The organism is Leucobacter denitrificans (assembly GCF_014396385.1).
In the GTDB taxonomy this organism is placed as follows: Bacteria; Actinomycetota; Actinomycetes; order Actinomycetales; family Microbacteriaceae; genus Leucobacter; species Leucobacter denitrificans.
Genome location: NZ_CP060716.1, coordinates 2,044,510 through 2,069,290, shown reverse-complemented (window position 1 = coordinate 2,069,290; position 24,781 = coordinate 2,044,510). Strand labels below are relative to the sequence as shown.

Below are 24,781 nucleotides of genomic sequence, written 5' to 3'. Positions count from 1 at the left end.
CCCCTGCCGCCTGGTTTCCCTGATCGATTCTTCTCGGTGCTTGCGAAGTCGCCGCGCAATTTACGGGGGAGCGCATTTCGACTTCTTTAACTGGGGAGGCAAGCGGCGACGGTGTATCGAACGGTACTTTCGCAGCGACAGGGGGGCGTTCTTGGGTTAGAGAGTTACCGATTCCTCTCCGGTAGGTCGTGCGGTTCTACCCGCAACGACGATGATTGAGACGTACGCGAGTATTGATCCGCCGAGCGCTACGGTCCACCAGGGAAATCCTGGGATTTCGGGCCTCGCACCAGCGGCTTCAATATCCGCTACGGGGGTTGGAAGTATACGCTCGCCAGTGACAAGGTACCTGTGACTATTAATGCCGAGCGGAGTGCAGGTCACCAGGGTGACGTGATCCTTTCCGTACTCTGGCAGCAGGCTTTGGGACTCATCCGGAAGAACGGTCTGTGTTTCAAACACGCGATACGTGAGTACCTCGCCGAACACCTCGATTGTGAAGGTGTCCCCGATCTCCAACTGATCGAGCTCATTGAACAGTACTGCTTCTGGCAGCCCACGGTGAGCGGTGAGAACCGAGTGTTGGGAGTCACCACCCACTGGCAGTGAGGTTCCTTCAAGATGGCCGACGCCTTTGAGGAGTGTTGTCTCTGACGTGCCGTGGTAGATGGGCAAGTCTACGTTGATTGCGGGTATGCGCAGCCGGGCCATAACGCCGTCAGCACTTGCGCGTAGCAATTGATCGTAGTCGAACCCACCCGGAGTTGATGCGTGTGAAGTTGGAACGTTGCTCGATGGGTCGAGCATTGCGCCTCGATCTATTTCACCCCTGATGAGTGCGCTGTTGTAGGCGTGAGCGTCACTGATTGCGGTGCGCAACAGTGACGGTTGCTCTTCACTCACCGTGTCGTCGAGACTCACCACGATCTGCGACTGGTTGTATTGCGAGAACCATGAGGCGGTGCTCGGGTACAGCATGACAAGTACTCCGAGGAACGCAAGGAGGGCGACTCCCGCGGTTCCCCAGGGCATGCGCCACCGTGCCGGGGAGTCCGACTTCGGATTCCGCAGCTGTGGAGCTGATGTGAGTGTCATGAGAGGTCTTTCTGTGTCGTGAAGGGGCGAGGAATCTGAGTCCCCCGCCCCTTCACGGTCAATGGTTAGTTACCAGTTGACGCTCAGCGGTGGGAGCGGGTGCGGCGTACGAGCATCATGCCCGCACCCATCGCGATCAGCGCGAGGCCACCAAGGGTGAAGGCCATCGTGCCAGTCGAACCGGTGAGTGGCAGGTTCGGTGCCGTCGGCTCGTAGTTCTCGATCGTTTCGTAAACGGTCGAGGCTGTTACCGTCGAACCTGCTGTGATGGTGAACGGACCATAGGTTGGATCGTCAGGAAGCACGTAGCCCTGAGGAGCCACAGTCTCAACAACCACGACGGTCATCGATGTCGTTGCTCCGCTTCCGATGTAGAAATCAAAGTGGAGCGTTCCGTCAGTCGCATCAGTGGTGCCCGAGGCGATTGCAGTACCTGTTGGATCCCCGTTGGTGTCAGCGAGGTACACCTCGAAGTCTGCTCCGCCCAGAACCTCCTGGGTGTTCTCGGAATCAACCTTTTTAATCTCAAGTGCGCCCCAGTTTGTCTGCGGTTCATTCGTCGGAATCGTGTTTCCGTTCACAGTGATGTTCGCCACGTTGGTGTGAGCACCAACCTCGGTTACCGTGGTGCGGAGCACTGCCGTCACAGTCACATTGCCCTCTTCGAGCGCGTTGTTCAGCGTCAAGAGTCCTGGTGCAAGGAACATGATCTCGTGCGTCGTTGGATTAACCGAGAAGTCGGTTCCTGGAGTCAGTGGGGTTGCTCCAACACTCACACTTTGCCATGCGACAAACGTGAGATCCGGGTCAAGGCTGTCCGAAATCTTGAACTCGGTGTAACCGACACTCGTTGCGGGTAACGGTGCCGAGATGGTCCAGTCGACGTTCTTGTCGAGACCTAAGACTCCATCGATCGGGTCGCTTACCGTCTTCGTAGGAGTAACCGTACCTACGTCGTTCTTCGGGTAGGCAACCGGGTTGTAGTTCCAGGTGCCGTTGGCGTTTGGTTCAGGGATTGTGATGATGAACGGGATCGCCGGAGCGGTGATGATGTTTGGACCTGAGCTGATCTCGGTGACATAGTAGGCACCGACGGGCAGGTTATCCTCGACCGTAACACCCGATGCGTTCGTCGGGGTGAGCGATGTCGCCGTACCGAGCGTGAGACCCGTCAGGATTGGTGCAGCGGTCGGCTGAGGAGCATACGCAGCCTCAATAGTTGTCCAGCCTTCCTCAGTCGTGAGATCGACATTGGTGATTGGCTCAATTTGGAAGACGACGCCCTCGAGTGGATCTCCAAGGATGTTCCCCGCTATACTCTGCGGATCACTCTCGTGCTTGTTGATCGTCAGTGATCCAGTAAGCGTAGTGTCGATACTGCCTGCTACGGCGTTTCCCCCGTTGCGGCTGATGCCGCGTTGCCACCGACAAACCCGACCAGCGCGAGGGACAGGACCCCCACGCCTGCGGCGAGGCGTCGGAGCGACGTTTTCCTCGTATTCATTTTTTCCTTCTTTCCGTTGCCACCAACGCCATCTGGACGCCGGTCGGTTAGTTGTAGTTCTGCTGTTCAAATTGGTCTCGGAGAAGCGTCATACGATGCGCCCCTGTCCGCGTCGGCGGTTCAGCGTGACGAACCCGTACGCTGCGATCGCGATGAGAAGCACGATCCCGCCTCCGATGTAGACCTGATCTCGGCCAATTCCACCGGTAAGTGGAAGCTTTGGTCCCGGCAGTTGAGTGTTCACGAATGCCTCGTCGAACACGTAGTCAAGAGATGCGCCGGTGATTTGGAACGCGTGCACCGTCGTATCGAGCACATACCCCGGAGGAGGTGTCTCCTCAGTCAGCGTGTAGTTGCCCCATTTGAGATTCTCTAGCTTGAAACTGCCCGCTGCTGCGTTCGTGTCCTCATATGCTGCGACGGTGCACGGACCTGATGTGCAGTCAACGACGACGGTGTTCGCTGGTACGCCGGGGCCGGTGAGGGTCCAGGTCGATCCAGCAAGTGATGCGTCAGAACCGTTAGCGATCTTTGCCCAGCTCACTGAGCCTGGGAGTGCGGTGTTCGTGATTTCACACGTGACGTTGTCACCGAAGGCCACGGTCACCTCATCACCAGTTACTGTCACGGATTCGGAGCCGTTGTCAGTCAACCTCGTGCAGGTCCAGGCGCTCTGCGCGTATCCGGCGGGGCCGACCTCGCTGAGCGTGTAATCACCCTCGGTGATCACCGCTGGCCACACGTTCGCGTCTCCGGTTTCACCGGTGACGGTCGACGGGCCAGTCGCGGTAAGGTCCCAATCAGTCGCGGCGTTCGTACCCCAGAACTCACTGTTGTCCACGTGCTTCACGAGTGTGAGTTGGGTCAAGCAGGTCACCCGGTTGGTGATGGTCGCGGTGTTCGGACTCGGCAGCTCAGTGATAGTGTGCGCGTACGCTCCGTTAGACACATCGTGGTCTGTCGTAACTCCGTTGACCAATGTCACTCGCTGAGAGGTGATCTCACATCCGTGAGGCGCTGTCAGGCCTAATGAGGATTGCTCACCGATTTGGGCGGTGCTTCCTACCAGGTATCCAGGATCAGCGACGCCCCAGGGTTCCACATCTCCATCGAGTTCGAGCGACGCATTGAGCCACGCTGGTACGGCACCGCCCGGAATCGTGTAGGTGTCAATGACATCTCCATCGCCATCTACAACCTGCCAAACCTTGTTCACGGTGAGGGAGACGAGCTTCGGTTTCTCCTTGTTCACAACTTTGCAGGCCGTGATGAGCCCACTCTTGACGGGAACCGTGAACTTCGCGTTCGCTGCGTCGACAGCCACTGCGCCAGCAGTATTTGTGCAGGATGCGCTGACGAAGTCGTACCCCGTCTGCGTCGTTTCCTGTATCACTACGTTGTGCGTGTTGAGGTCGTTGAACGTGAGTTCGAAGTTCGTTCCAGAAGTAGAGGTTGTATGCGCTGCAGGTGATCCATCAACAACTCCGCCTGAGGCGGTGAATGTCCAGCCTGAAGCACTCGTGTTGACCACGTCACCGTTCGCATCTTGCAACTCTTTGACGACGCTGATTGTGCCGCCACAGTTCTGCAGCGCGAGGTCACGAAGCGTGGTTTCGAGGTCGGAGAAGCTTCCAGCAAGGAAGTAGTCGTCACCCGGAGTGGGTCCCGTAATTGCCTCCAGATTAAGGTGGGAGTTCGTCGAGAGCCCAACACCAACACCAACAATCTTCGTCGTCTTGGTAGGGTCCGACGGTGTGGTCCTTGCCTTCACCGTATTTGCCGAGAGCACTGCCTGCTCGACCATCCTGAACTGAACGGTAGTGTTTGTTTCACCACTGCCGGCATTGTCATACGCCGTGGGATCTCCATCTGTGAGGAACACCACCATGTCATAAGCGCCCGTCGAGTTCACGAGTCGAAATGCCGCATCCCAGTTGGTGTAGCCACTGCTGTTACCCTCGTTCGGCAATCCGTTCTGGATTTGATTCGCTGCACCCGCCCAACCTGTGTTCGAACCAGCAGACCCCTGGATTGCGAGATTGTAGAAGTTGCCATCGTTCATCGTCGATGCCGTGGAATCAAAACTGAACATCGTCACCGTTGAAGGTGTGCCCCCAAGCCCACCATTGCCAACAAATAGTTTGGCGGCATCTTTAAAGCTCGTCATCTCGCTTTGGTTAATGGAGGCTGAGGTATCAAACACCATTGCAATTGAGAGCCCGCACGAACTAGGGAACTCCGGATTAACGCGGGCGTTCACCCACGCCCCGCTCACGTCAGTATTCGGGGAGTTGCTATCCGCTGTGATGTTTCGCGTCTGGTAACCAGAACCATTGGTGATGTCCACCTTGAAACGATAAGGAGTCGCAGTTTTCGAATTTTGGTATGGGCCGGTACCGATCGCTGATATTGCCCTCCATCCGGTGGGAACACCGGTCTCAACGACCCATACCCCGTTGGTATTTGTACGCGAAACCTGGATTGAGCACTCGCCATTTCCGTCGGTAGTGCAAGTGCCGAGCACCGTTGAGGTCGGTGAACCCGGATTTCCGCCTGTCGAAGCGTATGCGGTGTAAGTTGCATCCGGGACCCTCGTCGCGTCCGTTAGTCCACTCCCAGTGCGGTCGCCGATCTTTGTGATGTTCAGGCTGACTGTGCGAGACTGCCCGACCCCCCATACGCCGAAGTCGTAGGTGTCGTTGTCATCCCAGGCGTCTGTTGCTGGCAGCTGGTAGCCACTATTGTTATTGCCTCGACGCGGAATAGTTTCCCACCCTGTATTGCTCGACGTCATGCCAGACGGGGCACTCGTCATCTGTACGCGGTACCGCCGGTCACTACTGATGGCGGTCTGACCGTTACTTCCTATGCCGGTCACAGCGAATTCTCCCGGATCTGGGTCACGGTCGAGCCCGTTGTATCCTGCTTGCCCGGTGTTGTCCGTCACAGAGTAGGAGTTCCCCCAGCTACTGTTATTGTCGTTACTGGCGTTGCTGACGTGCGGTCCTTGGATGGTGAACGTCGCCCCACCGATGAGAGTTGTGCCGTTCTTCACCGACCAGTACACATACGGTGCGTCGAGCTCCACTCCCCCTGGCCCGTCGGGCCCGAGCGACATGATTCCGAAGTCTCCGAGTCCGCCAGCATCGCCCTCTGAGAGAGATTCAATATCCTGCACCGCAACCGGTTTGGGCGCGAATGTGATCGCGGTGACGTTGTCGTTCGCGGCAAGTGTCACGGGGGTCGTCACCCAATCGGCAACGTCACCATTTGTGAGCGATCCACTCACCCGATATGGGCTGTCAGTAGCGAGCACATTGACCGGGGTGCGGGTCGCGTCATCGTCGTCGATGAGTGCCTTCACGAGGAATACGCCTGGCTCCGGATCCTCATCGGCTCCGGTGTATCCTGCCTGACCTGTGTTATCTGACACCGTCGTCGATGTCGCATTCGCCCATTGCGAATCGGCGCCGTCGTCATTGACTGCGTCGTTCCTTGGCCCTTCTACAACGATCGTCGCGTCTTGAACTGTTGCACCATTGGCGTCTACAGTCTTCCAGCGCAGGTACGGAGGAGCAGGGAGCACTTCGACGCCTGAATCGTTCGCGGCGGTGGCTTTGGTCTGTGGAGCCGCGCTCTTGGCTGCAGAAGGCTCGGTCTCCGGTGCAGGCGCTGGTTCAGCAGGTGTCTTCGCTGGAACGGGCTCCGCCTTTGGAGCTGGTTCAGGTGCCGGTGCAGGCGCTGGAGCTGGTGCGGGCGCAGGCTCCGGGGCGGGCGCAGGCTCCGGGGCGGGCGCAGGCGCTGGAGCAGGTTCTGGTGCGGGCGCAGGTGCAGGCTCCGGAGCCGCCTGCTCCGGAGCCACCACACTCGCAGTCTCATCAAGCACTGCGTCATCTGCCAATGCCGGCGTGGCGCCCACGAGCGCGATCGCAAATGCTGATGTAACTGCGAGAACGCGACGAGCCATTCGCCCCCGATGCGCCCGCGCGTTCGTTCTTATTTCGTGCATGGGGGCGTTCGATAGAACGTTCCCCCGGCGCTCAAACGCCTTCCAAGTTGCCATGATGGCCTCACTCCCCTGTGATCTATCCGCAACGCTAAAAGCAGCCGACCTAGAGGGGATCCGGGAGAAGTACGTAAATATTTTTGGTGCCAACAGTGCGGAGAAAGTCCGTATCCTATGAAAAACTCATGAAACTCGCCGCTATTTACCATGTAGGAGCCGAATTTTTGGAGTAAATCGCCGGTGAATTCCTAAATAAACTCACAGAAATGCCAACTTTCCACCCTCAGGGAAAAATACGTATCTTTTAATCAACTACTGTGTGTTAATTACGTACCTCTTGTAAGTTGCGAGATAAAGGCGCATGCTTACGGCGGGGGTAACTGAAGATGGAAATGATTTGGGGGGATTCGGCGACGCTGAATCGCCAAGACACAGAATTGGAACCACACGACTTCTTCGTGCAGGCCACAAGTGACAGGGTGCCGCGGGTTGCCGCAGCGCTCTCGGCAGATGGATCCTGTGTCGTGCTCATCGGCGAGCTCGGCAGCGGAAAGTCGTTTGTCGCCCAGGCAGCGGTCACATCGCTTGCTCAGTCATTGAAGAGTCCGGTAGAACGCATCGTCATTGAGAAGTTCGCCGATCTCGATGACCCGATGATGGGAATTGACTCTCAGAATGCACGTCACGAGAGCGAACGCATTAGTGCCGCACTCGCAAAACGGTACGGATCCACCAACCTTGTCATCATCGCGATGAACATCGACAAGTATTCGTCGTACGACGCTGCCGTACTCGAGCACCTCGTGCGCATCGGCGACCTGCGTTTCGTGTGTACGGCGCAAGAGCTGACAGGGGCGGCGGATCGGCTCGCAAGAAACCCAGACGTGGAACAGTTCGGCATTGCGCCCCTCTCATTCACTGAAGCTAGTGAGATGGTCGCGGGACTCCTCGGGGTGAGTCAGGTCACCGAAGAGACACTCAACCGCTGGCACGCGGCGACGCGAGGAAACGCTCACGCCCTCGTGACACTCGCGTTGGGTGCCGAGAGGCGCGGCGCCGTTCGTCGTGCGGATCAAGTCGCTTGGGTCGAGCCGCAAGACGATATCCCGTCTCCAGAGTTCGTCACGCATCTGGGTGACCTCTCGCCCACCGAGTACGCGAACCTCGAGCTCGTTTCTTACGCAAAGACCATCATGGAGCCGCAGTTGCTGCGATTGCTCGATTCTGAATCGGTGACATCGCTCATCGAGCGTCAGATTCTCGCGGTGCAAACCGACAGCCGCGGCAACTCCGTGCTCACCACGCGGCTGCCAGTGACAGGCGATGCGGTGCGCGCGCGCATATCTCCGGTGCGTCGCACGCAACTTGCATCGCTGTGCTTCGAGGCATTGAACTCCGTGGATCTCTCGACCACACTCATCAACACCGGTCGATCCCGCCTCGTCAGGTTTGGCCTCGAGAGCGGCGAACCCGTGCCCGCCGACTGGGCTTGGCAAGCCATGCACGAAACCTTGCACTCGGCAGACCTGAGGTTTTCGCTGACACTCGCACTCGCTGCGATCCAGCACGAAGACCCCCAGCGAGCCGCCGAGGCTACATTGCGCGCCTGTGAAATCGCGCACTTTCTCGGCGACCGAAACTCGCTGCGAACGGCGACTGAAGTGCTCATGCACCTGCTCAATTCAGAAACGAAACTCGCCCGCGTGACGGCGAGCACGAGACTCGAACTGCAACTCACCGCCGCATATCTCAATGCGATGAATCGCGGAGATATCGCGGGGGCACTCAGTCAACTCGACGAGGCAGAGCAGCGCGCACGTGAGTCGGGCTGCGACGTGACCTACGTTGTGCGTGCACACCGTATGCGTCTACACGCCATGAATGGCAATCTTCGCTTCGCGTTCGAGGCACGTGGATCGAGAGCAATCAGCCAGAACCTCGAAACAGAGATGCTCTCGCTCCCAGCCAGAATCTTCGAAGCCGTCACCCTCGTGCAGCGGGGGTCATTCAAGAAGGCACTCGACATCGCCTCCACCGCACGCGAGCTCTCGCTGCTTCACGGCATTCCCGCGACCGCTTCAGGTGGCCTTGAGTGCTTCGCGATGTTCTTGTCGCACTGGGCCCGAGGTACGACCGGGGCTGCAAAACGAGTGCTCTCTTCTCTTCCGAAAGAACGACCCGACCTCATCTCGGCGAGGGCGCAATCTGGCACGATTGACCTCGCGGTGTCGCTCGTTTCGATTCAGGATGGACGCTGGTCTGAGGCCGCAACGCTTACGGAGCGCACCCTGCGAGAGCTTGAGAGCAATGATCCATTCGGGCTCACCGAACTTGCTCAGGCAATGCTCGCACTTTCTCGGGCAGTGCTCGGCGACACCGAAGGTGCGCGTGAGGCCCTCAGCAATAGTGAGCGCCAAGCTCCCGGGCTTTCACTTGCTCTTGGTGGCTTTGTTCAGATCATCACACTTCGCACCCACCACTGGCTCCGTGATACGTCGCTCGTCGAGCGCGCGTTTAAGGTCGCAGCCTGGGCTCGCGATGAGGATCTCGCGCTCATCGAACTCGAGGCACTTGATATTGCGGCCCACGAACTCTCGAAGCCCGAACCGGCCCTGCTGCAACGCGCCGAGATGCTGTCGACACACATCGACTCACCCATCGGCGAGGCGCTGCTTGCCCACATTCGAACACTCACCCGGTGCGAGGAGGGCGCAAACGATTCGGGAATCGAGCCAGAAGAACGTCTGCTGTCGGAACTCGGCGTCTGGCTTCCGCTGCCACCCACAAGCCAGCTCACGGGGCGCGAACGAGAGATCGCACTCTTCACCTCGCTGGGATACTCGTCGAAACACGTCGCTGAGCGCCTTCACTTGTCTGCCCGCACGATCGAGACTCACCTTGCGCACGTGTACGGCAAACTCGGCTTGAACGGGCGCGAAGCGCTGCGCGAATGGTTCTCGACGCAGCGCGAACGTCTGACCTAATGCTCAAGACGCACCGCGAAACTTCCAGCAAGTTCATAGCAAATTATCAGAGACTGTGAACATGAATACTCAGCGAAAAGGACCAAGAATCCTCATCGTCGACGACGAGCCGAACATTCGCGAGCTCCTCACTACGAGCCTACGGTTCGCAGGTTTCGGCGTACGTGCCGTCGCGAACGGTGCGCAAACCATCTCCGCGGTACTCGAGGAGGAGCCAGACCTTATCATCCTCGACGTCATGCTCCCCGATATGAACGGCTTCAGCGTGACGAAGCGACTCAGGTCGGCCGGCTACACGGCGCCGATCATCTTCCTCACCGCGAAAGACGACACCGAGGACAAAATCGAGGGCTTGAACGTTGGCGGCGACGACTATGTCACCAAGCCGTTCAGCCTCGACGAGATTATTGCGCGCATCAACGCGGTGCTGCGCCGAACCATTCAAGAAGACGAAGAGTCGATGCTTGAAGTGGGCCCAATCGCGCTCGACCAAGACACCCACGAGGTCTCGGTTGCTGGCACGTCAGTCGAGCTCTCCCCCACCGAGTTCAAGCTGCTCCGCTACCTCATGCAGAACGCAAACCGCGTGCTCTCGAAGTCGCAGATTCTCGACCATGTGTGGGAGTACGACTTCAACGGCGACGCGGGAATCGTCGAATCTTACATTTCGTACTTGCGCCGCAAACTCGATCCACTCACTGAAGAATCGCTCATTCAAACCAAGCGAGGATTCGGCTACATGCTTAAGGCCGACTTAGCCCCGTGACACAAAAGGGTGAGATCAGCGACCGGTGGGCAGACGTATCACTCCGCACGAAGATCACCATCGTCACGGTGTTCATTCTGTTCCTCGGGCTCATCGTCGCGGGCGTCGGCACCTTCTCGGTGCTGCGCCCGATGCTCATCAACCAGCAGAATGCCGCGCTGCTTCAGCTGCGTAACGACCCGATGCGCGTGCTCGGTCTTGACGCCGAAGATCGAAGGCTCACGCAAGACGACGTCATTGCGGCGAACAGCCAGTACTACGTTGCGATGCTCGATATCAATGGCGACGTAAAGTTCGATAACGCACGCGACCGAAACACGTCAACGCTTCCGAGTATTCCTCCCTCTACGATCACGCTCGATTGGGTGCGAGAGAACCCAAACTCGTTTGTCGCGCTGCGCAGCCCGAACGGTGCGCGCTGGCAGTCGGTGACTATGCCGATACTCATCAATGACGTGCCGCAGGGCGTACTTCTCATTGCCGAATCCACGGCGCGCATCAATCAGATGGTCGCGCAATACGTGATTGTGTTCACCGGGTTCGGCGTTGCCGTGATCCTCCTTGGCGCGGCGCTCACGCGCATTCTCATCACGACGACGCTGCTTCCGCTCGCCGAAGTCGAGAAAACCGCACTCGAGATTTCGCGCGGCGACTTCTCGAAGCGCATCATGGTTGCGAGTCCGCACACCGAGGTCGGGCACCTTGGTGAGTCGCTCAACGTCATGCTCGATCGGCTCGATGGGTCGATTGAGGATCGCGAGCGTACCATCACCCAAATGCGTCGATTCGTCGGCGACGCGGGACACGAGCTGCGCACACCGCTCGTCTCTGTGCGCGGGTATGCCGAGCTTTACCGCATGGGCGCGCTCCAGGAAGAGGAGCAGGTCGTGCAGGCGATGGGCCGCATTGAGAAAGAGGCGATCCGCATGACGTCTCTCGTCGAAGACCTTCTGGCGCTCGCAAGGCTCGACGAGCGTCGCCCCCTCGAGCTCGCACCGCTCTCGCTCAATCAGCTCGCACACGACGCTGCACTAGATACCCGCGCGGGATCACCGGAGCGCGAGGTCACTGTCGTAGCAGACCCCGCAGACCCGCAGGTACTCGGCGACGAGCACAAAGTGCGGCAGCTCATGACGAACCTCATCGGCAATGCCCTGATACACACCGCAGACGGCAGCCCGATTGAGATCGTGGTGTCGAGGCCCCCGCTCAGTGGTACCGCACCGGGTGCGCCGGCGCCGGTGGACATGGTGCGTTTTGAGATCGTGGATCACGGCGAGGGCGTTCCCGAGCAGCTTCGCGAGAAGATTTTCGGCCGCTTCTGGCGCGCAGATAATTCACGCAACCGCGAAACCGGTGGATCGGGTCTCGGACTCGCCATCGTGAAATCGATCGTCGACGCCCACAAGGGCACCGTCAGCGTGCACGAGACACCGGGTGGCGGCGCGACGTTTAGGGTCGACCTGCCTGCTGCTTAGCCTGCGGTGTACCTGCTGTTTCGGCTGCAGAGTAGTCGACGTACCACCCGCTACGCAGTGAGATTCAACCCGCGGTACGACGACGGCGCAGTACCTGATCGAGGTCTGGCATGCCCTCGCTCGTGTCGCCCACGACGCCGAGTTCGCTCAGACGGTTGGGGCGCGTAGCCGGTGCGGCAGGTTTGGCTGGATTGGCTGGATTGGCTGGATTGGCTGGCGCCTGCGTTGAGCGTTGCGTCTCTGCCGCTGGCCGGGTTCCAGCCGTCGGCTGAGTTTCGGCTGATTGATTCCTTGCCGAGGCTGCCGCCTGCTGGTGTGCGCGTGCGGCCTCTCGGCGCACCTCGCGCAGCAGCATGGAGTCCGGCTGATTCTCCCGCGGTGCCGCAGCACGTACCTGGCGAGCACGGGCCATGGCACGAGCACGCTCGATGCGCTCGGCCGCCGCACGCTGAGCATTCTGATGCGCGGCAGCGGTGTTCTCAGCTGAGACCTCAACCGCGGCCTCGGGCGTCGCACTCTGGCTGGTGGCTTCTGCAAGCACCTCTTGCTCAGCGGCGATCGGGGCGAGCTTTGCGCGACCCGGTGCGATCAGCACGAGTGTGCCGACTCCAACACTGAACGCGAGCAGCGACCACAGCAGCACGGCAGGGCCGACTCCGGCAATCATCATTCCACCACCGAGGAGCGCGCCCACAAAGCCGAGCAGACCAATCAGTGCTGCGAGCGAGCGCATTCTCCGTACGATCGGCTTGTGCAGCTTCGCTGCCCGGTTCATGGCTACCTGCTTTCTCCGCAATTGCTGTGCGTGGATCTCGGCACGCACTTGTTCTGCCTTGGCTGCCGCCAGTTCGGCCTCACGCTCTGCCTCTTGCCGCTTCTGAGCGGTGCGCAGCAAGCGCTCGTGAGCGAGGGCTTCGCGCGCAGTCGCTTCGACTCGGACCTCTTCTGGCAGCTCGGCTGTCTCCGCGAGCACGCGCAGCGTTCGCTGCAGTCGAAGGGCGTTTCGCTCAGCAGCATTAAACTCACGCCTGCGAAACCAGGCCGGCACGAGAACCGCGCCCCAGAGCAGAGCGATGGCAAGAAACATCACTCCGCCGCCGAGACCTCCGCTACCCATGTGGCTAACTGTAACGATTCGGTAGCCGAGGCACACCCCCGGCGCGCCGATAAGGCGCCGCTTTCAGTCGTCGAGGCGGGCGAGCATGCTGCCGTGCACCTCGTCACGCGTCACCGCGAAACTCTCGTGATCGCGCCATGCGCCGTCGATATGAATGTAGCTCTTGCGACGCCCTTCGTACCTCAGCCCGAGCTTCTCCACGATACGCAGCGAGGCACTGTTTTCAGGGCGAATGCATATCTCGACCCGGTGTAGCCCGATTGTCGAAAACAGGTAGTCAATCGCGAGTGCGACCGCGACCGGGGTGATGCCGCGACCCGCGTACTCCGACGCGATCCAATACCCAATGCTCCCCGACCAGAGTGCACCGCGCGAAATATCTGAAGCGCTGAGCTGACCCACAACCTCGCCGTCGTAGGTCATCACGAAAGGCACCCCGCGCCCCTCTTGAAACTGCTGTCGAAGCCGCTTGATCACCGGTTTCAGCGTGACACTCCCGGGGGTCGGGTTCAACCCACCCGGATGCGTCGCTTCCCACGGCCCCAACCACTGGCGATCTTCGCGAAGAAATCGCTCAAGTACCTTCGCGTCGCGCTTGTGAATGAGGCGGATCCCGACGCGCCCAGAACCGAGCGAGCTCGGAAGCTCACCGTGCGTGGGACCGGTCACTGATATGGCCTGTCTCGTTAGCCGGCGCGCAGCTTATCTGCGAACTCGAGGATCCACTCACGAATCTCGTCGCCGAGCTCATCGTGATCGACACCGAGCAGCACGTTCGCCTTGATCCAGTCAGCACGATCACCAGTGTCGTAACGACGCCCCTTGAAGATCACGCCATAAACCGGGTCTTTGCCTCGCCCCGCGGCGAGCACGTTGAGCGCGTCGGTGAGCTGATACTCGCCGCCGCGACCCGGCTCCAGGTCGTCAATGATGTCGAAGATCTCGGGGCGCAAGACATAGCGACCGATCACCGCGAGGTTTGACGGCGCCTCTTCGCGACTCGGCTTCTCGACGAGCGCGGTAATGCGCACCACATCATCGCTGTCGGTCGCCTCGACCGCCGCGCACCCGTAGAGGTGGATCGACTCAGGCGGCACCTCCATAAGCGCCACAACGGTCACTCCGCGTGTGTCATGCACCTCGACCATGCGCTCGAGCAGTGGGTCGCGCGCATCAATAAGGTCGTCGCCGAGCAACACCGCGAACGACTCGTCGCCGACATGCTGCCGGGCCCGCCCAACCGCGTGTCCGAGCCCGAGTGGCTGCCCCTGACGCAAGAAGTGCACTTCTGCGAGTTCACTCGACTCATGCACCTTGCCAAGCTTGCCCTCGTCGCCCTTGCGCTGCAGAGTGTATTCGAGCTCTGGCACGCCATCGAAATGGTTGACGAGATTATCTTTGTTGCGGCCGGTGATGATGAGCACGTCATCAAGGCCAGCGTGCGCAGCCTCTTCAACAACGTACTGAATCGCCGGCTTATCGACGATTGGAAGCATCTCTTTCGGCATCGCCTTGGTTGCCGGTAAGAAGCGTGTACCCAGCCCCGCCGCCGGAATAACTGCCTTCACAACCCTCGATGTGGAATCACTCATAGGTTCAACCTTATCGCGGGGTACCGACATCTTATGCCCACGCGGAGTCGTAGAGCCGTACAGTAAAGACGTGAACGACGAAGCGCACCACCCGGCCGACACCATAGTTGAGGCCAAACAGCAGTTGCGTGCCGAGATCAGGCAGGCGCGTGCGCTGCGTGGATCGCGATCCACTGACACCCACGCTCAGTTCACGAAGCACCTCACCGCTCTCGTCTCACAGCATCAGGCCCGCCGCGTGAGTTGCTTTGCGAGCACCCGGAACGAACCCGACACGTCGGGATTTCTCGCGTGGGCTCGCGAGAACAGCGTCGAGGTACTCCTGCCCCGCTCGCTACCCGCGGGAGAACTCGAGTGGGTGCTGCAGACTGATGAGCCGTTGCGCCCGGGCGCCTTCGGAATCCCGGAGCCAATCGGTGAGGCGCTGCCGCCAGACATACTCGCCTCGTGCGACCTCCTCATCATTCCCGCCGCAGGCGTCGACGTGCTCGGTACTCGAATCGGGTGGGGGCGCGGATACTTTGATCGCGCGATCGACTCGCTGCGAGACGAACATCCCACGCAATTCGCTCCCGTATACGCCGTCGTGTTCGAGGACGAGGTTCACAGCGCGCTCCCCCTCGAACCGCATGATGCCCCCATCGACGGCGCAGTCACTGAGGTTCGCATTCACAACTTCGGCTAAACTGGGGCATTGTGCCTACCTATGCTTACCGCTGCGCCGATTGCGAGCACAGCTTTGACATCTACCAGTCGTTCTCTGATGAGGCGCTTTCAGTGTGCCCAGAGTGCGAGGGTCAGCTTCGCAAGGTGTTCGGCTCGCTCGGCGTGAGCTTCAAGGGTTCGGGCTTTTACCGCACAGACTCGCAGTCAAACTCGGGCTCGTCTTCTTCGAGCTCGGGCTCCTCTTCTGGCTCCGACTCATCCTCGTCGACCAAGTCGACATCAACGCCAGCCCCAAGCGCAAGCTAACCCCAGTGCGGGGGGCGGTCTTGCTTGAGACGGTCGTCGTTCTCCCCAGCACCCTGCTTCTTGGTGCGCTTCGTTTGCGCGTCACCCCAGCCCTCGGGCCGGTCTTCGCTCGCGCGCGAAGTGAGCGGGTGCTCTGAAGGGTGTGGATCCACACCCTCTGCCGCCGGGCGCTGCGCGCGCCGCGGCTTTCTCGGTGACCGCTCAGCACTCACGCGAAACTACTTTGACGAATCGGCGGAGCCAGCGTCAGTTTCAGCCGCGCTCGCATCGGTCACGCCGAGCACACGCGCGATGCGCTCAGCAACACCCTCGGGGTCAGCAAACAGGTCGAAGCTCTGCACCCTGTGATAGTGCCAGCCCAACCGGCGCAGCACCGACGGGCGCAGCCTCAGTGCGTCGCGCAGGCTCGAACCCTCTTCGCTCGCGGTACCGAGATCGATGTCGATTGCGATCGCGCGCTCGTCATACGACGCCGCGATGGGAATGACGCCGTGGTAGTCGAGTTCGACCTTCATTCCGAGGCGCTCGAGGCGCTCTGCAAACTCGCTCACCAGTGGATCGGGTTCTGACGGCAGCGACTCTGGCTCGGGCTCAGGGTGCTCAAAGGCGAGCAGTTCGGCGAGCTCCACCACTCCGTAACGCAGACGGGCGGTGTCGAGGTCTTCGGGCCTGAAGCAGCTCACAATGGTCATCGCACGACGCGCTCGCGTCATAGCGACGGCCAGCAAGTGCTCGCCACCGGGGCGTCCCAGTGCGCCGAAGTTCGACAGCACTCGCCCGTGCGGTGTGCGGCCGTAACCAATCGAGAAGATGACACGGTCGCGGCTCTGCGCCGTGGCCTGCTCGAGTGTGAGCACGGCAAACGGCTCTGCGCGCTCGCCGAGCAAGAACTCGCGATACTGCGGGAACTTCGAGAACGCCTGAAGTACCGACTGATACACCCGCACCGCATGCTTCTCGCTCGCGGTAATGACCATGAGCGACTCGTTCGGGCGCTCGTGCGCGTGCTGGAGCACCATCTGCACGACCCGATCCACCTCTGCGTCGGTGCTCTCGACCGCGCCAGTCTGCTGGTCTGGAAGCCCCTGACCGGCCGAGACGAAATCGTAGGTGAGGCTCGAGTGACCGAGGAAACTGCCGGCCCACGGGAGCGATTGAATTTCGCCGTCGTAGAACCGGGTGTTGACGAGGTTCGTGAGATCCTCGCCCCCTGCGCGGTAGCTGCGGGTGAGCTTCAGCTTCGGCAGCACTTCACTGAGTTCGGCGAATGCAGATCGCTTATCAGTCTCGGGCCCAGATTCAGTATCGCCGTCATTCGGCGCCTGCACCGAGATCTCGAACGACGATGGAGTCTGAGTCATGTCGTCGCCAAACGCGACTACCTGCTCTGCGCGCCTGATCGCACCAAGATTCTCAGCGAGGGTCGTGGCGCCGGCATCAACCAGAATGACGGTGTCGAACCGCATGGATTCGGGAATCTGGGGCACCTCATATGGCGACATCGCGAGCACCGGAGCGAGCGCACCAAACAGCGTCGGCGCGTCCTGCGCAAGCGCGGCGATGGTCACGTAGCCGCTTCGCAGCGAACCGCGGAGCGCGAGCGCCTCTTGCTTGTTGTCGAGCACCGCAATGCGCCAAGCATCAGCGAGCTTCGAAGCGAGCAATGAGCCGTTTGCTCCTGCGTGTGCGTCGTCAACGAGACGGAAGTCTGCCTCGAGCCGCTCAATGACCCCGGTGTTTGCGCTGAGCAGCGCGGGGTTCGTCTTCAGCATGCGCTCGAGTACCGACTGCCACCAGGCAAGTTCGAGCTCTGACGCGACCTGATCCGCTGGAATATGGCGGGCCGAGAGGTCATCGAGCAGCGGGCCAAGCCGCGCACTGCGGAGCCGCTCGACGATCGTGGTGCGCTCCTGAATGTTCTGCAGCACCTCTGACTCTTTCGCGAGTTCAGAGATGCGCGCTGCCAGCTCTTGAAGCGGCAGGTTCTTCAGCCGATCCGCATCGTGCGTAGTGCCGAGCACGCCGTCGAGCTTGTCGAGATCTTGGTACGCAGCCTGGAACGCGACGACAACGTCAGCGATGCCGAGCGGAACCTCGGGACGTGCGCCAACGATGGTCGTGTAGCGCTGCCAGAGCACGCGCTGCTGCTGAATCTGCACGAGCCTCGCGTACATGTCGGTGATGCTGACGCCAGGGCGCACATACTCACGGGCGAGCTTGCGCAGCCTGCGCCTATTCGCCGGAGACATGTCTTCGCCACCGCGCGGCGCGTGGGCCGCGATGACCTCTGCGAGCGACCGGTCGTACACCTCGGGGGTGAAGCGATCGAGCGTGTCGCGCACGCCCATGAGGAGCCGCAAGAACACGCCGAGCTCAGAGATCGTTTCGTACGGGCGCATCGAGGTCTGCTCGATGACCTCGTTTGCCAGAGAGATAAGCCGTGGCAGCTGCGACTCCGCGAGGTCTACGGCGACCTGGTACGCGGCGCGCGCCTCCTCGGTCGTCGAGAAATCAACGCCGTACCAGGGTGAGTCTTCTGGCCCGTACTGGAACTGCCCGAGCCTCGCCGCCTCGGTAAGGTCGTCTGCGACCGATGAGCGGTCGATGGTGAGTTGCCCGAGCGACTGGTCGTCGAGGCGCACCGTGGTCGAGGGCGGGTTCGCGCCCAGCGAGAGATGCGTGAGCTGACGCAGCGCCTCAAGGGGCGTCACGCCGAACCGTTCGTCAGTCTGGCCGAGCGCATCGCGGTAGTCGAGCAGCACGTTGCGCAGTCGCACGAGCGCCTCGTCGACGTCGCGCATCTGTTCGGCCGACGCATTCTCGTTGCGGCTAATGCCCTCGACGAGGTTGCGGCGCAGGTGCCTTGGTGTGACCGCGAGCCCAGGTAGGCCGGCACGGGTCAACCGGTGCGTAATTCCGTCGATGGTGGATCGGCGCGGCGACACCACAAGCACACGCTTGCCAGCGCGAACCAGGTTTCCAATCGCGTTCACCACGGTCTGGGTGCCGCCGGTGCCCGGAAGCTGATGTACGACAAGCGAATGACCCGCATCGATCTGCGCGAGCACATCGTCTTGCTCGGGGTCTGAGTCGTACAGGCAGCGATCAGTCTCGGGCGCGATCCGATCCGGTGAGACCGGGCTCACTGGCCGGTATGCCTCGGCGAGGTCGCGCCTCGCTGGCTCACTGCCGCACACAGCGTTGAGCAGCGGCGTGTCGAGACGCACCGCGTCGCTGAGCATGCGCTGCGAGACATTGTGGAACGACGAGACCACAAGCCGCGGTTGCACGACGAAGTCTGGAACACCAGCAACCATCTGCCTCAGGCGGTCAATGACCGGCTGAGGTTTGAACACACCCTCAGACTGCGAAAGCTCGATGAGCGAACGCGCATCAATCGTGATGCCGAGCTGCTCGCGAAGCGCGCGAATCAACTCAGAATTAACGACCGGGTACTTCTTCAGTTTAAGTTCGAAGTCGCGACCGTAGCGGCGGATCGCCAGAGGGCGAAGCAGCACCGGAGCCGAAAACTCGTCGCCCTCGAATCCCCACTTCGCGAGGCCCACTGCCAGGTTGACCGTCTCGATGCCGCGCACGGCACGCATCTCGTTGGCCTTGTCGGTAACCCGGGCAGCAGCCGCTCGTGCATGCCGCAGTGCAAGATCGTCGCGGATAAGCGCCGAGAGCAATATCTTGTTGCCCGAAATGAACTGCGGCAGACCACCTGGGTGGGTCGTTGAAAGCTCAATGCGGTTCGCCGGGTGGTCGTCGAAATAGAGCAGTGGGTTTCGCCCACCGATGCTCGTGATCTCTTTTCGCCACGCCTCGTGTTCCGCGGTGAACGCTTCCACAACCGATACCGGCCCTCCGAGTTCGGTGGCCAAGTGGTCGACTGAAAGGTTTGCCGCGAGCGACGATTCAGGCGCGCGTTCGCCCGCCGGCTGTGCCGCCTGAGCGGCTTCCGGTGTCTCTACGGCGTCTTCCCTAGGTTCGGAACGCCTACGTCGATCCACACTCCACACACCGCAACCCTAAGCGGTAAACACGGTTTCTCGCGGAATTATCTCGGTGTTTCTTCTGCCGAAGTTTCAACGAGCTCGCCGCCCGTCACCACGGGATCAACCACATCGGCCTCACCGCCGCGCAGGCGGGTCACCGTGCGCATGAGGTGGTACACGACAATCGCGGCAATCGAGCCGAGCGCAATGCCATTGAAGACCACGTCGCCAAGCTGCATTCCAAAGTCTGCGATACCTACGATGAGTGCGATTGCGGCCGTGAACTGGTTGATCGGCTTCGAGAAGTCAACCTTGTTGTCGATCCATATTTTCACACCAATGAGGCCGATCAGGCCATACAGCGCAACCGTCACACCGCCGAGCACACCGGCCGGAACCGAGAAGATGAGCTCGCCGACCTTCGGCGAGAAGCCGAGGAAGATCGCGATGATGCCCGCAACCCAGTACGCGGCTGTGGAGTAGACGCGGGTCGCTGCCATCACGCCAATGTTCTCGCCGTACGTCGTCGTTGCCGATCCACCGCCAAAGCCCGCGAGTATGGTCGAAAGGCCATCTGCAAGCAGCGCGCGGCCCGTCACCGGATCGAGATCTCGCTCGATCATGAGCCCGACACTCTTCACGTGACCCACGTTCTCGGCAACGAGCACGAGTACGACTGGCAGGAACGCCGGGAGGATGCCCCACAGGGCCGGGTCTTCGAACGGGCTCGCCGGAAGGTGGAAATCGGGGAGCCCAAACCACGCCGCGTTTTGCACACCACTGAAGTCGACGATGCCCATGAGTGCTGCTGCAATGTATCCGACAGCCATGCCAAGCACAATCGAGAGACGCCCGATGAGCCCACGGAACAGCACGGTGATCAAGATGATCGAGCCGATCGTGATGAGCGCCGCAGTGGAGTGCAGGGTGGGGTCAGCGTCTGGGTTATTCGCGACGTTGCCGAACCAGTTGTTTTTCACCGCGGGGGCAAGGTTGAAGCCGATGAGCGCGACAATGGCGCCCATGACGACAGGGGGCATGAGAGCGTTGACCCAGCCGATGCCGAAGCGCTGCACGATGATGCCAACCACAGCGAGCAAGACGCCCATAACCACGATGGCGAACGATGCCCGCGCGAGGCCCGCAACGTCACCGTAGTCGAACCCGGCCGTCGCCACCGCGATGGGCGCGAGAAACGCAAACGATGAACCGAGGTAGCTCGGCAGGCGGTTGCCCGTGATCAGCAGGAAGAGGAGCGTGCCAAGCCCTGAGAAGAACAGCGTCGCTGTCGGAGGGAATCCGGTGATGAGCGGCACGAGGAAGGTCGCGCCGAACATGGCGACGACGTGCTGAGCACCGAAACCGATGGTCTTCGCCCAACCGAGTCGCTCTTCGGGGAGCACAATCGCATCTGGTTTGACTGTCGTTCCGTCGCCGTGCAGCTTCCAGGGCAGCGCCATGAGTTCCTCTTCCTAGGCGCAACCCCATGTGCGCACCGGGGAACATCTTACTGGTGCGCGAAACCTACGCACCACCGGGAGCGACCCCCGAACCTATGCTTCGGCGATGTAGACCTTACGAATATGGTCTTCGACGCTCCAGCGCGTGCGGCTGCCCGCGACGAGTCGCATGACATCGCCAGCCTTCACCTCGACCATTCTCGGCGAGCCGTCGGCTCGGGTTTCGTCGAGAAATTCGATCGTTGCCCCTCCCGAGAGCACAACGAACAATTCGTCGACCTCGGTGTCGGTGACGGTGCCACCACGCAGCTCCCAGATGCCCAAGGCGGTTCCACCAATTGATCCGAGTTCGGCAACACCCTGCTCTGGTGAACCCGAAATGGTGTCTGCCGCGTCTACGGCTTCGAGTTCAACGTCAGCCTCGAGACCCGAAACGCTCAAGTTCGCTCCCTCGGGCAGCAACTCACTCATGAGTCGAACCCAAGCCCGAGCGCATCAAGCGTCTTGAGCAACACGTTTCGCTTGCCTCGATTGTGGTCAGCTCGATCGAGAGCCCACCGAGTGAGGTTGATACCGATCGACGCCGCTGGCTCTGGTGGGAACGGAAGCGGAACCTCACGCACCATTTCAAGCTCGGTACGTTCGGTGACGCGGCCCTCGAGCCGATCCACAATAACGTCTGCCGCAAAGTGCGTAGCCCCGACCCCAAGACCCGTGAAGCCTGAAACGTACTGCACGCGCCCGCCGTAGGCCTTGCCGAAGAATGCACAGAACCTGGTCGAGGTATCGATGACACCGGCCCAGCGGTGCGTGAACTTCAGCCCCGCGAGCTGCGGGAAGGTCGTAAAGAAGTGGCTCGCGAGCTTACGGTGGCTCTCCATGCGATCCTCATACTCACGCTTGATACGGCCGCCCGAATGGTAGACGGCATCGTAGCCACCCCAAAGAATTCGGTTGTCTTTCGTGAGCCGCGAGTAGTGGAACTGGTTCGCCATGTCGGCGAGGCCCTCGCGCCCCTCCCACCCAATCGACGCGAGTTGCTCATCGGTCAACGGCTCAGTCATGAGCACGTAGTCGTACACCGGAACCGTGTGAAAACGGTACCGCTTAAGTAGCGACGGGAACACATTCGTGCAGAGCGCAACTCGATTTGCGGTCACGGTGCCACGGCTCGTCTCAAGGCGGATCGGCGCATCGATCGCACCATCAAGTCGATCCACCGGGGTACCCTCGTGAATCTCAACGCCGATCGACGCAGCGTGCTTTGCGAGCTCGACGGCGAGCTTCGCGGGGTGCAGGAGCGCGTTCTCACGCGAGGCAAACTCGCCCGCGAGGAAGGTCGGGGAATTGATGCGCTGGCGCACCTCTTCCTCGTTGAGAGCGGTCACATCGGGGTCGTTGCTCTCCTCAATCCAATCAACCTGATGCGGGTTATTCGCAACGCTGAGCACCCCAGTGCGCTCAAATTCTGCATCAAGATTGTTCTCAGTGATGAACCGTTCCATCGCGTCGAGGTTCTCGTGCCCGAGCCTGCGCAGCACGCCCGTCTCGTCTGGCCAACGCGTCTCTGCGTTTGGTTCACCGTGCGTAATGCTTGCCTCGCAGAACCCACCGTTTCGGCTCGAGGCCGCCCACCCAATGCGCACAGACTCGAGCAGCATGACGCGACGCTCGGGGTGCTCGGTCTTCAGCTTGATCGCGGTCCAGAGACCCGCGTATCCCCCACCAACTATGGCATCGTCGACCTGCTGATCGCCGTCAAGTTCTGGGTAAGTGGGCGCGCTGTCAGCGACATCGTCGGTCCAGTAGACGCCGAGCTTCGTCTCTGCGAGCGACTCATCGACGATGCGTGCGGCTGGTCGATGCGTTTCAAATACTGTCTGTTCCATGCTGATCCGAGGTCTCCGTTGATTCCCGCTTTTTCACTGAAATTGTTGCACTCATTCTAAACAGCCACGATTTTCGTGGCAACAGGCCGTTCCGACTAGCGAAACCGACACTCTGAGCTATTCCGCGGGCGGCTTCATGATCGCGCCGGTCGCGAGACCGAGCGCGAGGCCCGCAGGCAGCCACAGCCAGAACTGAGTAAGCGCACTGATGATGATCCCAATCACTGCGCCCATCACGAGGCCAACGATGATCTGCTTGCGTCGAGCCTGAGGCGATGGGCCGTCACTCTTGCCTGGCTTACTCATAGCACCAGCCTACGTGCAGCTTCTTGGTCGAGCCTGTCCATCTCCTGCAACTGCTCGATTTCCGCTTCAGATGCGCCTCGAGACTGTGCGAGAGCGATGAGGCTGCCGGTCGCTCGCGCAATCTTTGCCGAGCTCGGCGAAAGCGTTGCACCAGCTGCGGCAAGTATGCGCTCAACGACTTCGAGCCACTCCGGACCCGCCCCCGGCATGAGTTCCGCCTCCCACTCGCGCCATGCTCGCCTCACCGGTACGCCACCGCGCAGGTCGGTCGCGAGCACGCGATCGTCGGCGAGTTCGACGACCTCTGCGCCGTTGCGATCTGAGAGTCGCATCACGCGACGCTCTGTGCGAAGTTCGGCGAGCGGGGCGATGTCTGCTGCGTCGACGCTGAGGCGCTCACTCAATTCGTGAGCAAGCGCCGCGGGCAGCTCGGCGCTGATCGGCCAGTGCAGCTCGCGCGTACCGTGCTCACCCTTCTCTTTGAGGTGCCACCCCGCGTCCGATCCACCGGTGCGCATGCGCAGCGCGAATCGATTGCGGGCGAGCACGCCGTCAGCAGTATCGAAGTACCGCGCGTGAAGCTCGTGCGTGACGGAGCGGCCGGCGCTGAGTCCACCTGTCTCGAACACATCGGACCCCGGAACCTCCGCGTCGGCAGGAACTTCATACTTCCGTTCGATCTCAAGCGACTCTGATGCGGGCTCCATGGGCGGCTCCTTTATTTCCTGATGCTTGCCAGCCAACCACACAATTCCCGCGCCCGCACACACCACGAGTGCGATACCGAGCAACGCGATTGGCGTGAGCACTTGACCGAGGAACAGCGCACCCACGAGTGTTCCGAGCACTGGATCGAATGCGAAGAACACACCGAGTACCCTCGCAGAGGTCAACTTACCCGCGATGGTGTCGACCACGAACGGAATCGCCGTGCCCACAACCGCCGATAGCGCGAGAAGACCCCACTGCGGGAGGCTGGCGCTCGTGAGGAGCGGCGCAGAGAACGGCAGCGTGACGACTGCGGCGACTACGAGCGCGAGCGCGACGCTTTGCATACCGCCGCCTGACTTTCCGATGCGCGGCGCGAGCAGCGTGTACCCCGCAAAACTCGCTCCCGCGAGCACGCCCCACACGAGACCGATCGGGTCAAATGGCCCGCCGAAGCCAGCCATGAGCGCAACGCCAGTGAAGGCCGCGATTGCGAGCAGCCCTTCGCGCAGGCGGCGCGATGAGAGAAACGCGACCACGCACGGGCCGAGAAAGTCGAGCGTCGTGGCTACACCGAGTGGAAGTCGCTCGAGCGCCTGGTACAGCAGAAGGTTCATCGCTGCCATGGCGGCGCCGTAGAGGAGTATGCCGATCCACTCTGCGCGCGAGCGCCCACGAAGTCTCGGGCGAAACAGGGCGACCATGAGCAGCCCCGCGATGAGAAGACGCAGCCCGCTCGTGCCCGCGGGCCCAAGGTCATCGAAGAGTGTGAGAGATACCGCTGCGCCGATTTGCATACCCGCGGAGCCTGCGAGCACGAGCAGCATTGCGCGGATCGTCGCGGAGCGGCGGGAAGGGAGATCGGTCACCCGCTTAGCTTAGAGCTAGAGCGGCGAGTCACGAGCA

18 protein-coding genes are annotated in these 24,781 nt (G+C 60.9%); 5 read left to right on the top strand and 13 right to left on the bottom strand.

Features of this window, described 5'->3' with window-relative positions; genetic code table 11:
* Positions 1-156 precede the first annotated feature (156 nt).
* The 3 genes from H9L06_RS09965 to H9L06_RS09955 all read right to left on the bottom strand — a co-directional run bounded on the left by H9L06_RS09965 (position 157) and on the right by H9L06_RS09955 (position 6,662).
* The gene (locus tag H9L06_RS09965; protein ID WP_246454370.1) at positions 157-1,095 is read right to left on the bottom strand and encodes a class C sortase; all 939 of its coding nucleotides are present in this window, start codon (positions 1,093-1,095) and stop codon (positions 157-159) included.
* Between the two features lie 83 nt (positions 1,096-1,178).
* Positions 1,179-2,669, bottom strand: a complete 1,491-nt coding sequence (locus H9L06_RS09960) for a SpaH/EbpB family LPXTG-anchored major pilin (protein WP_187555028.1) — start codon at positions 2,667-2,669, stop codon at positions 1,179-1,181.
* Positions 2,670-2,687: 18 nt separating this feature from the next.
* On the bottom strand, positions 2,688-6,662 hold the full coding sequence (locus H9L06_RS09955) for a SpaA isopeptide-forming pilin-related protein (protein WP_187555027.1): 3,975 nt from the start codon (positions 6,660-6,662) through the stop codon (positions 2,688-2,690).
* A 329-nt stretch (positions 6,663-6,991) separates the two neighbouring features.
* Between H9L06_RS09955 and H9L06_RS09950 the strand changes: the two genes are divergently transcribed.
* From H9L06_RS09950 to H9L06_RS09940, 3 genes are all read left to right on the top strand, one after another.
* Complete coding sequence (locus H9L06_RS09950; RefSeq protein ID WP_187555026.1) at positions 6,992-9,589, top strand: LuxR family transcriptional regulator; 2,598 nt, start codon at positions 6,992-6,994, stop codon at positions 9,587-9,589.
* Positions 9,590-9,650: 61 nt separating this feature from the next.
* Positions 9,651-10,355 (top strand): response regulator transcription factor, encoded by a 705-nt coding sequence (locus H9L06_RS09945; RefSeq protein ID WP_187555025.1) that lies wholly within the window; start codon positions 9,651-9,653, stop codon positions 10,353-10,355.
* The gene (locus H9L06_RS09940; protein WP_246454369.1) at positions 10,352-11,833 is read left to right on the top strand and encodes a sensor histidine kinase; all 1,482 of its coding nucleotides are present in this window, start codon (positions 10,352-10,354) and stop codon (positions 11,831-11,833) included. Before H9L06_RS09945 ends, H9L06_RS09940 begins: the two co-directional genes overlap by 4 nt.
* A gap of 64 nt (positions 11,834-11,897) precedes the next feature.
* Here H9L06_RS09940 and H9L06_RS09935 read toward each other — a convergent pair whose 3' ends face one another.
* From H9L06_RS09935 to H9L06_RS09925, 3 genes are all read right to left on the bottom strand, one after another.
* A complete protein-coding gene (locus H9L06_RS09935) occupies positions 11,898-12,950 on the bottom strand; it encodes a hypothetical protein (RefSeq protein WP_187555024.1) in 1,053 nt (350 codons plus the stop codon).
* A gap of 63 nt (positions 12,951-13,013) precedes the next feature.
* A complete protein-coding gene (locus H9L06_RS09930) occupies positions 13,014-13,619 on the bottom strand; it encodes a GNAT family N-acetyltransferase (protein ID WP_187555023.1) in 606 nt (201 codons plus the stop codon).
* A 17-nt stretch (positions 13,620-13,636) separates the two neighbouring features.
* A complete protein-coding gene (locus H9L06_RS09925) occupies positions 13,637-14,542 on the bottom strand; it encodes a UTP--glucose-1-phosphate uridylyltransferase (RefSeq protein ID WP_187555022.1) in 906 nt (301 codons plus the stop codon).
* Positions 14,543-14,612: 70 nt separating this feature from the next.
* On the opposite strand from H9L06_RS09925, the gene H9L06_RS09920 reads away from it, so the two are divergent.
* Entirely contained in the window at positions 14,613-15,227 is a 615-nt protein-coding gene (locus H9L06_RS09920; RefSeq protein ID WP_187555021.1) for a 5-formyltetrahydrofolate cyclo-ligase, read from the top strand.
* Between the two features lie 11 nt (positions 15,228-15,238).
* The gene (locus H9L06_RS09915) at positions 15,239-15,514 is read left to right on the top strand and encodes an FmdB family zinc ribbon protein (protein WP_187555020.1); all 276 of its coding nucleotides are present in this window, start codon (positions 15,239-15,241) and stop codon (positions 15,512-15,514) included.
* On the opposite strand, the gene H9L06_RS09910 is transcribed toward H9L06_RS09915, so the two are convergent.
* From H9L06_RS09910 to H9L06_RS09880, 7 genes are all read right to left on the bottom strand, one after another.
* A complete protein-coding gene (locus H9L06_RS09910) occupies positions 15,511-15,726 on the bottom strand; it encodes a hypothetical protein (protein ID WP_187555019.1) in 216 nt (71 codons plus the stop codon). The two genes, H9L06_RS09915 and H9L06_RS09910, sit on opposite strands and share 4 nt — an antisense overlap.
* Positions 15,727-15,732: 6 nt before the next feature.
* Positions 15,733-19,536, bottom strand: coding sequence for an AAA family ATPase (locus H9L06_RS09905; RefSeq protein ID WP_246454368.1), 3,804 nt, complete (start codon positions 19,534-19,536; stop codon positions 15,733-15,735).
* A gap of 38 nt (positions 19,537-19,574) precedes the next feature.
* The gene (locus H9L06_RS09900) at positions 19,575-20,972 is read right to left on the bottom strand and encodes a uracil-xanthine permease family protein (protein ID WP_187555018.1); all 1,398 of its coding nucleotides are present in this window, start codon (positions 20,970-20,972) and stop codon (positions 19,575-19,577) included.
* Positions 20,973-21,065: 93 nt separating this feature from the next.
* Complete coding sequence (locus tag H9L06_RS09895) at positions 21,066-21,443, bottom strand: cupin domain-containing protein (RefSeq protein WP_187555017.1); 378 nt, start codon at positions 21,441-21,443, stop codon at positions 21,066-21,068.
* Positions 21,440-22,861 (bottom strand): NAD(P)/FAD-dependent oxidoreductase, encoded by a 1,422-nt coding sequence (locus tag H9L06_RS09890; RefSeq protein ID WP_187555016.1) that lies wholly within the window; start codon positions 22,859-22,861, stop codon positions 21,440-21,442. The genes H9L06_RS09895 and H9L06_RS09890 overlap by 4 nt, the downstream gene beginning before the upstream one ends.
* Before the next feature lie 117 nt (positions 22,862-22,978).
* Positions 22,979-23,167, bottom strand: a complete 189-nt coding sequence (locus tag H9L06_RS09885) for an HPP family protein (RefSeq protein ID WP_187555015.1) — start codon at positions 23,165-23,167, stop codon at positions 22,979-22,981.
* Entirely contained in the window at positions 23,164-24,744 is a 1,581-nt protein-coding gene (locus tag H9L06_RS09880) for an EamA family transporter (RefSeq protein ID WP_187555014.1), read from the bottom strand. The genes H9L06_RS09885 and H9L06_RS09880 overlap by 4 nt, the downstream gene beginning before the upstream one ends.
* Between the last annotated feature and the right edge of the window lie 37 nt (positions 24,745-24,781).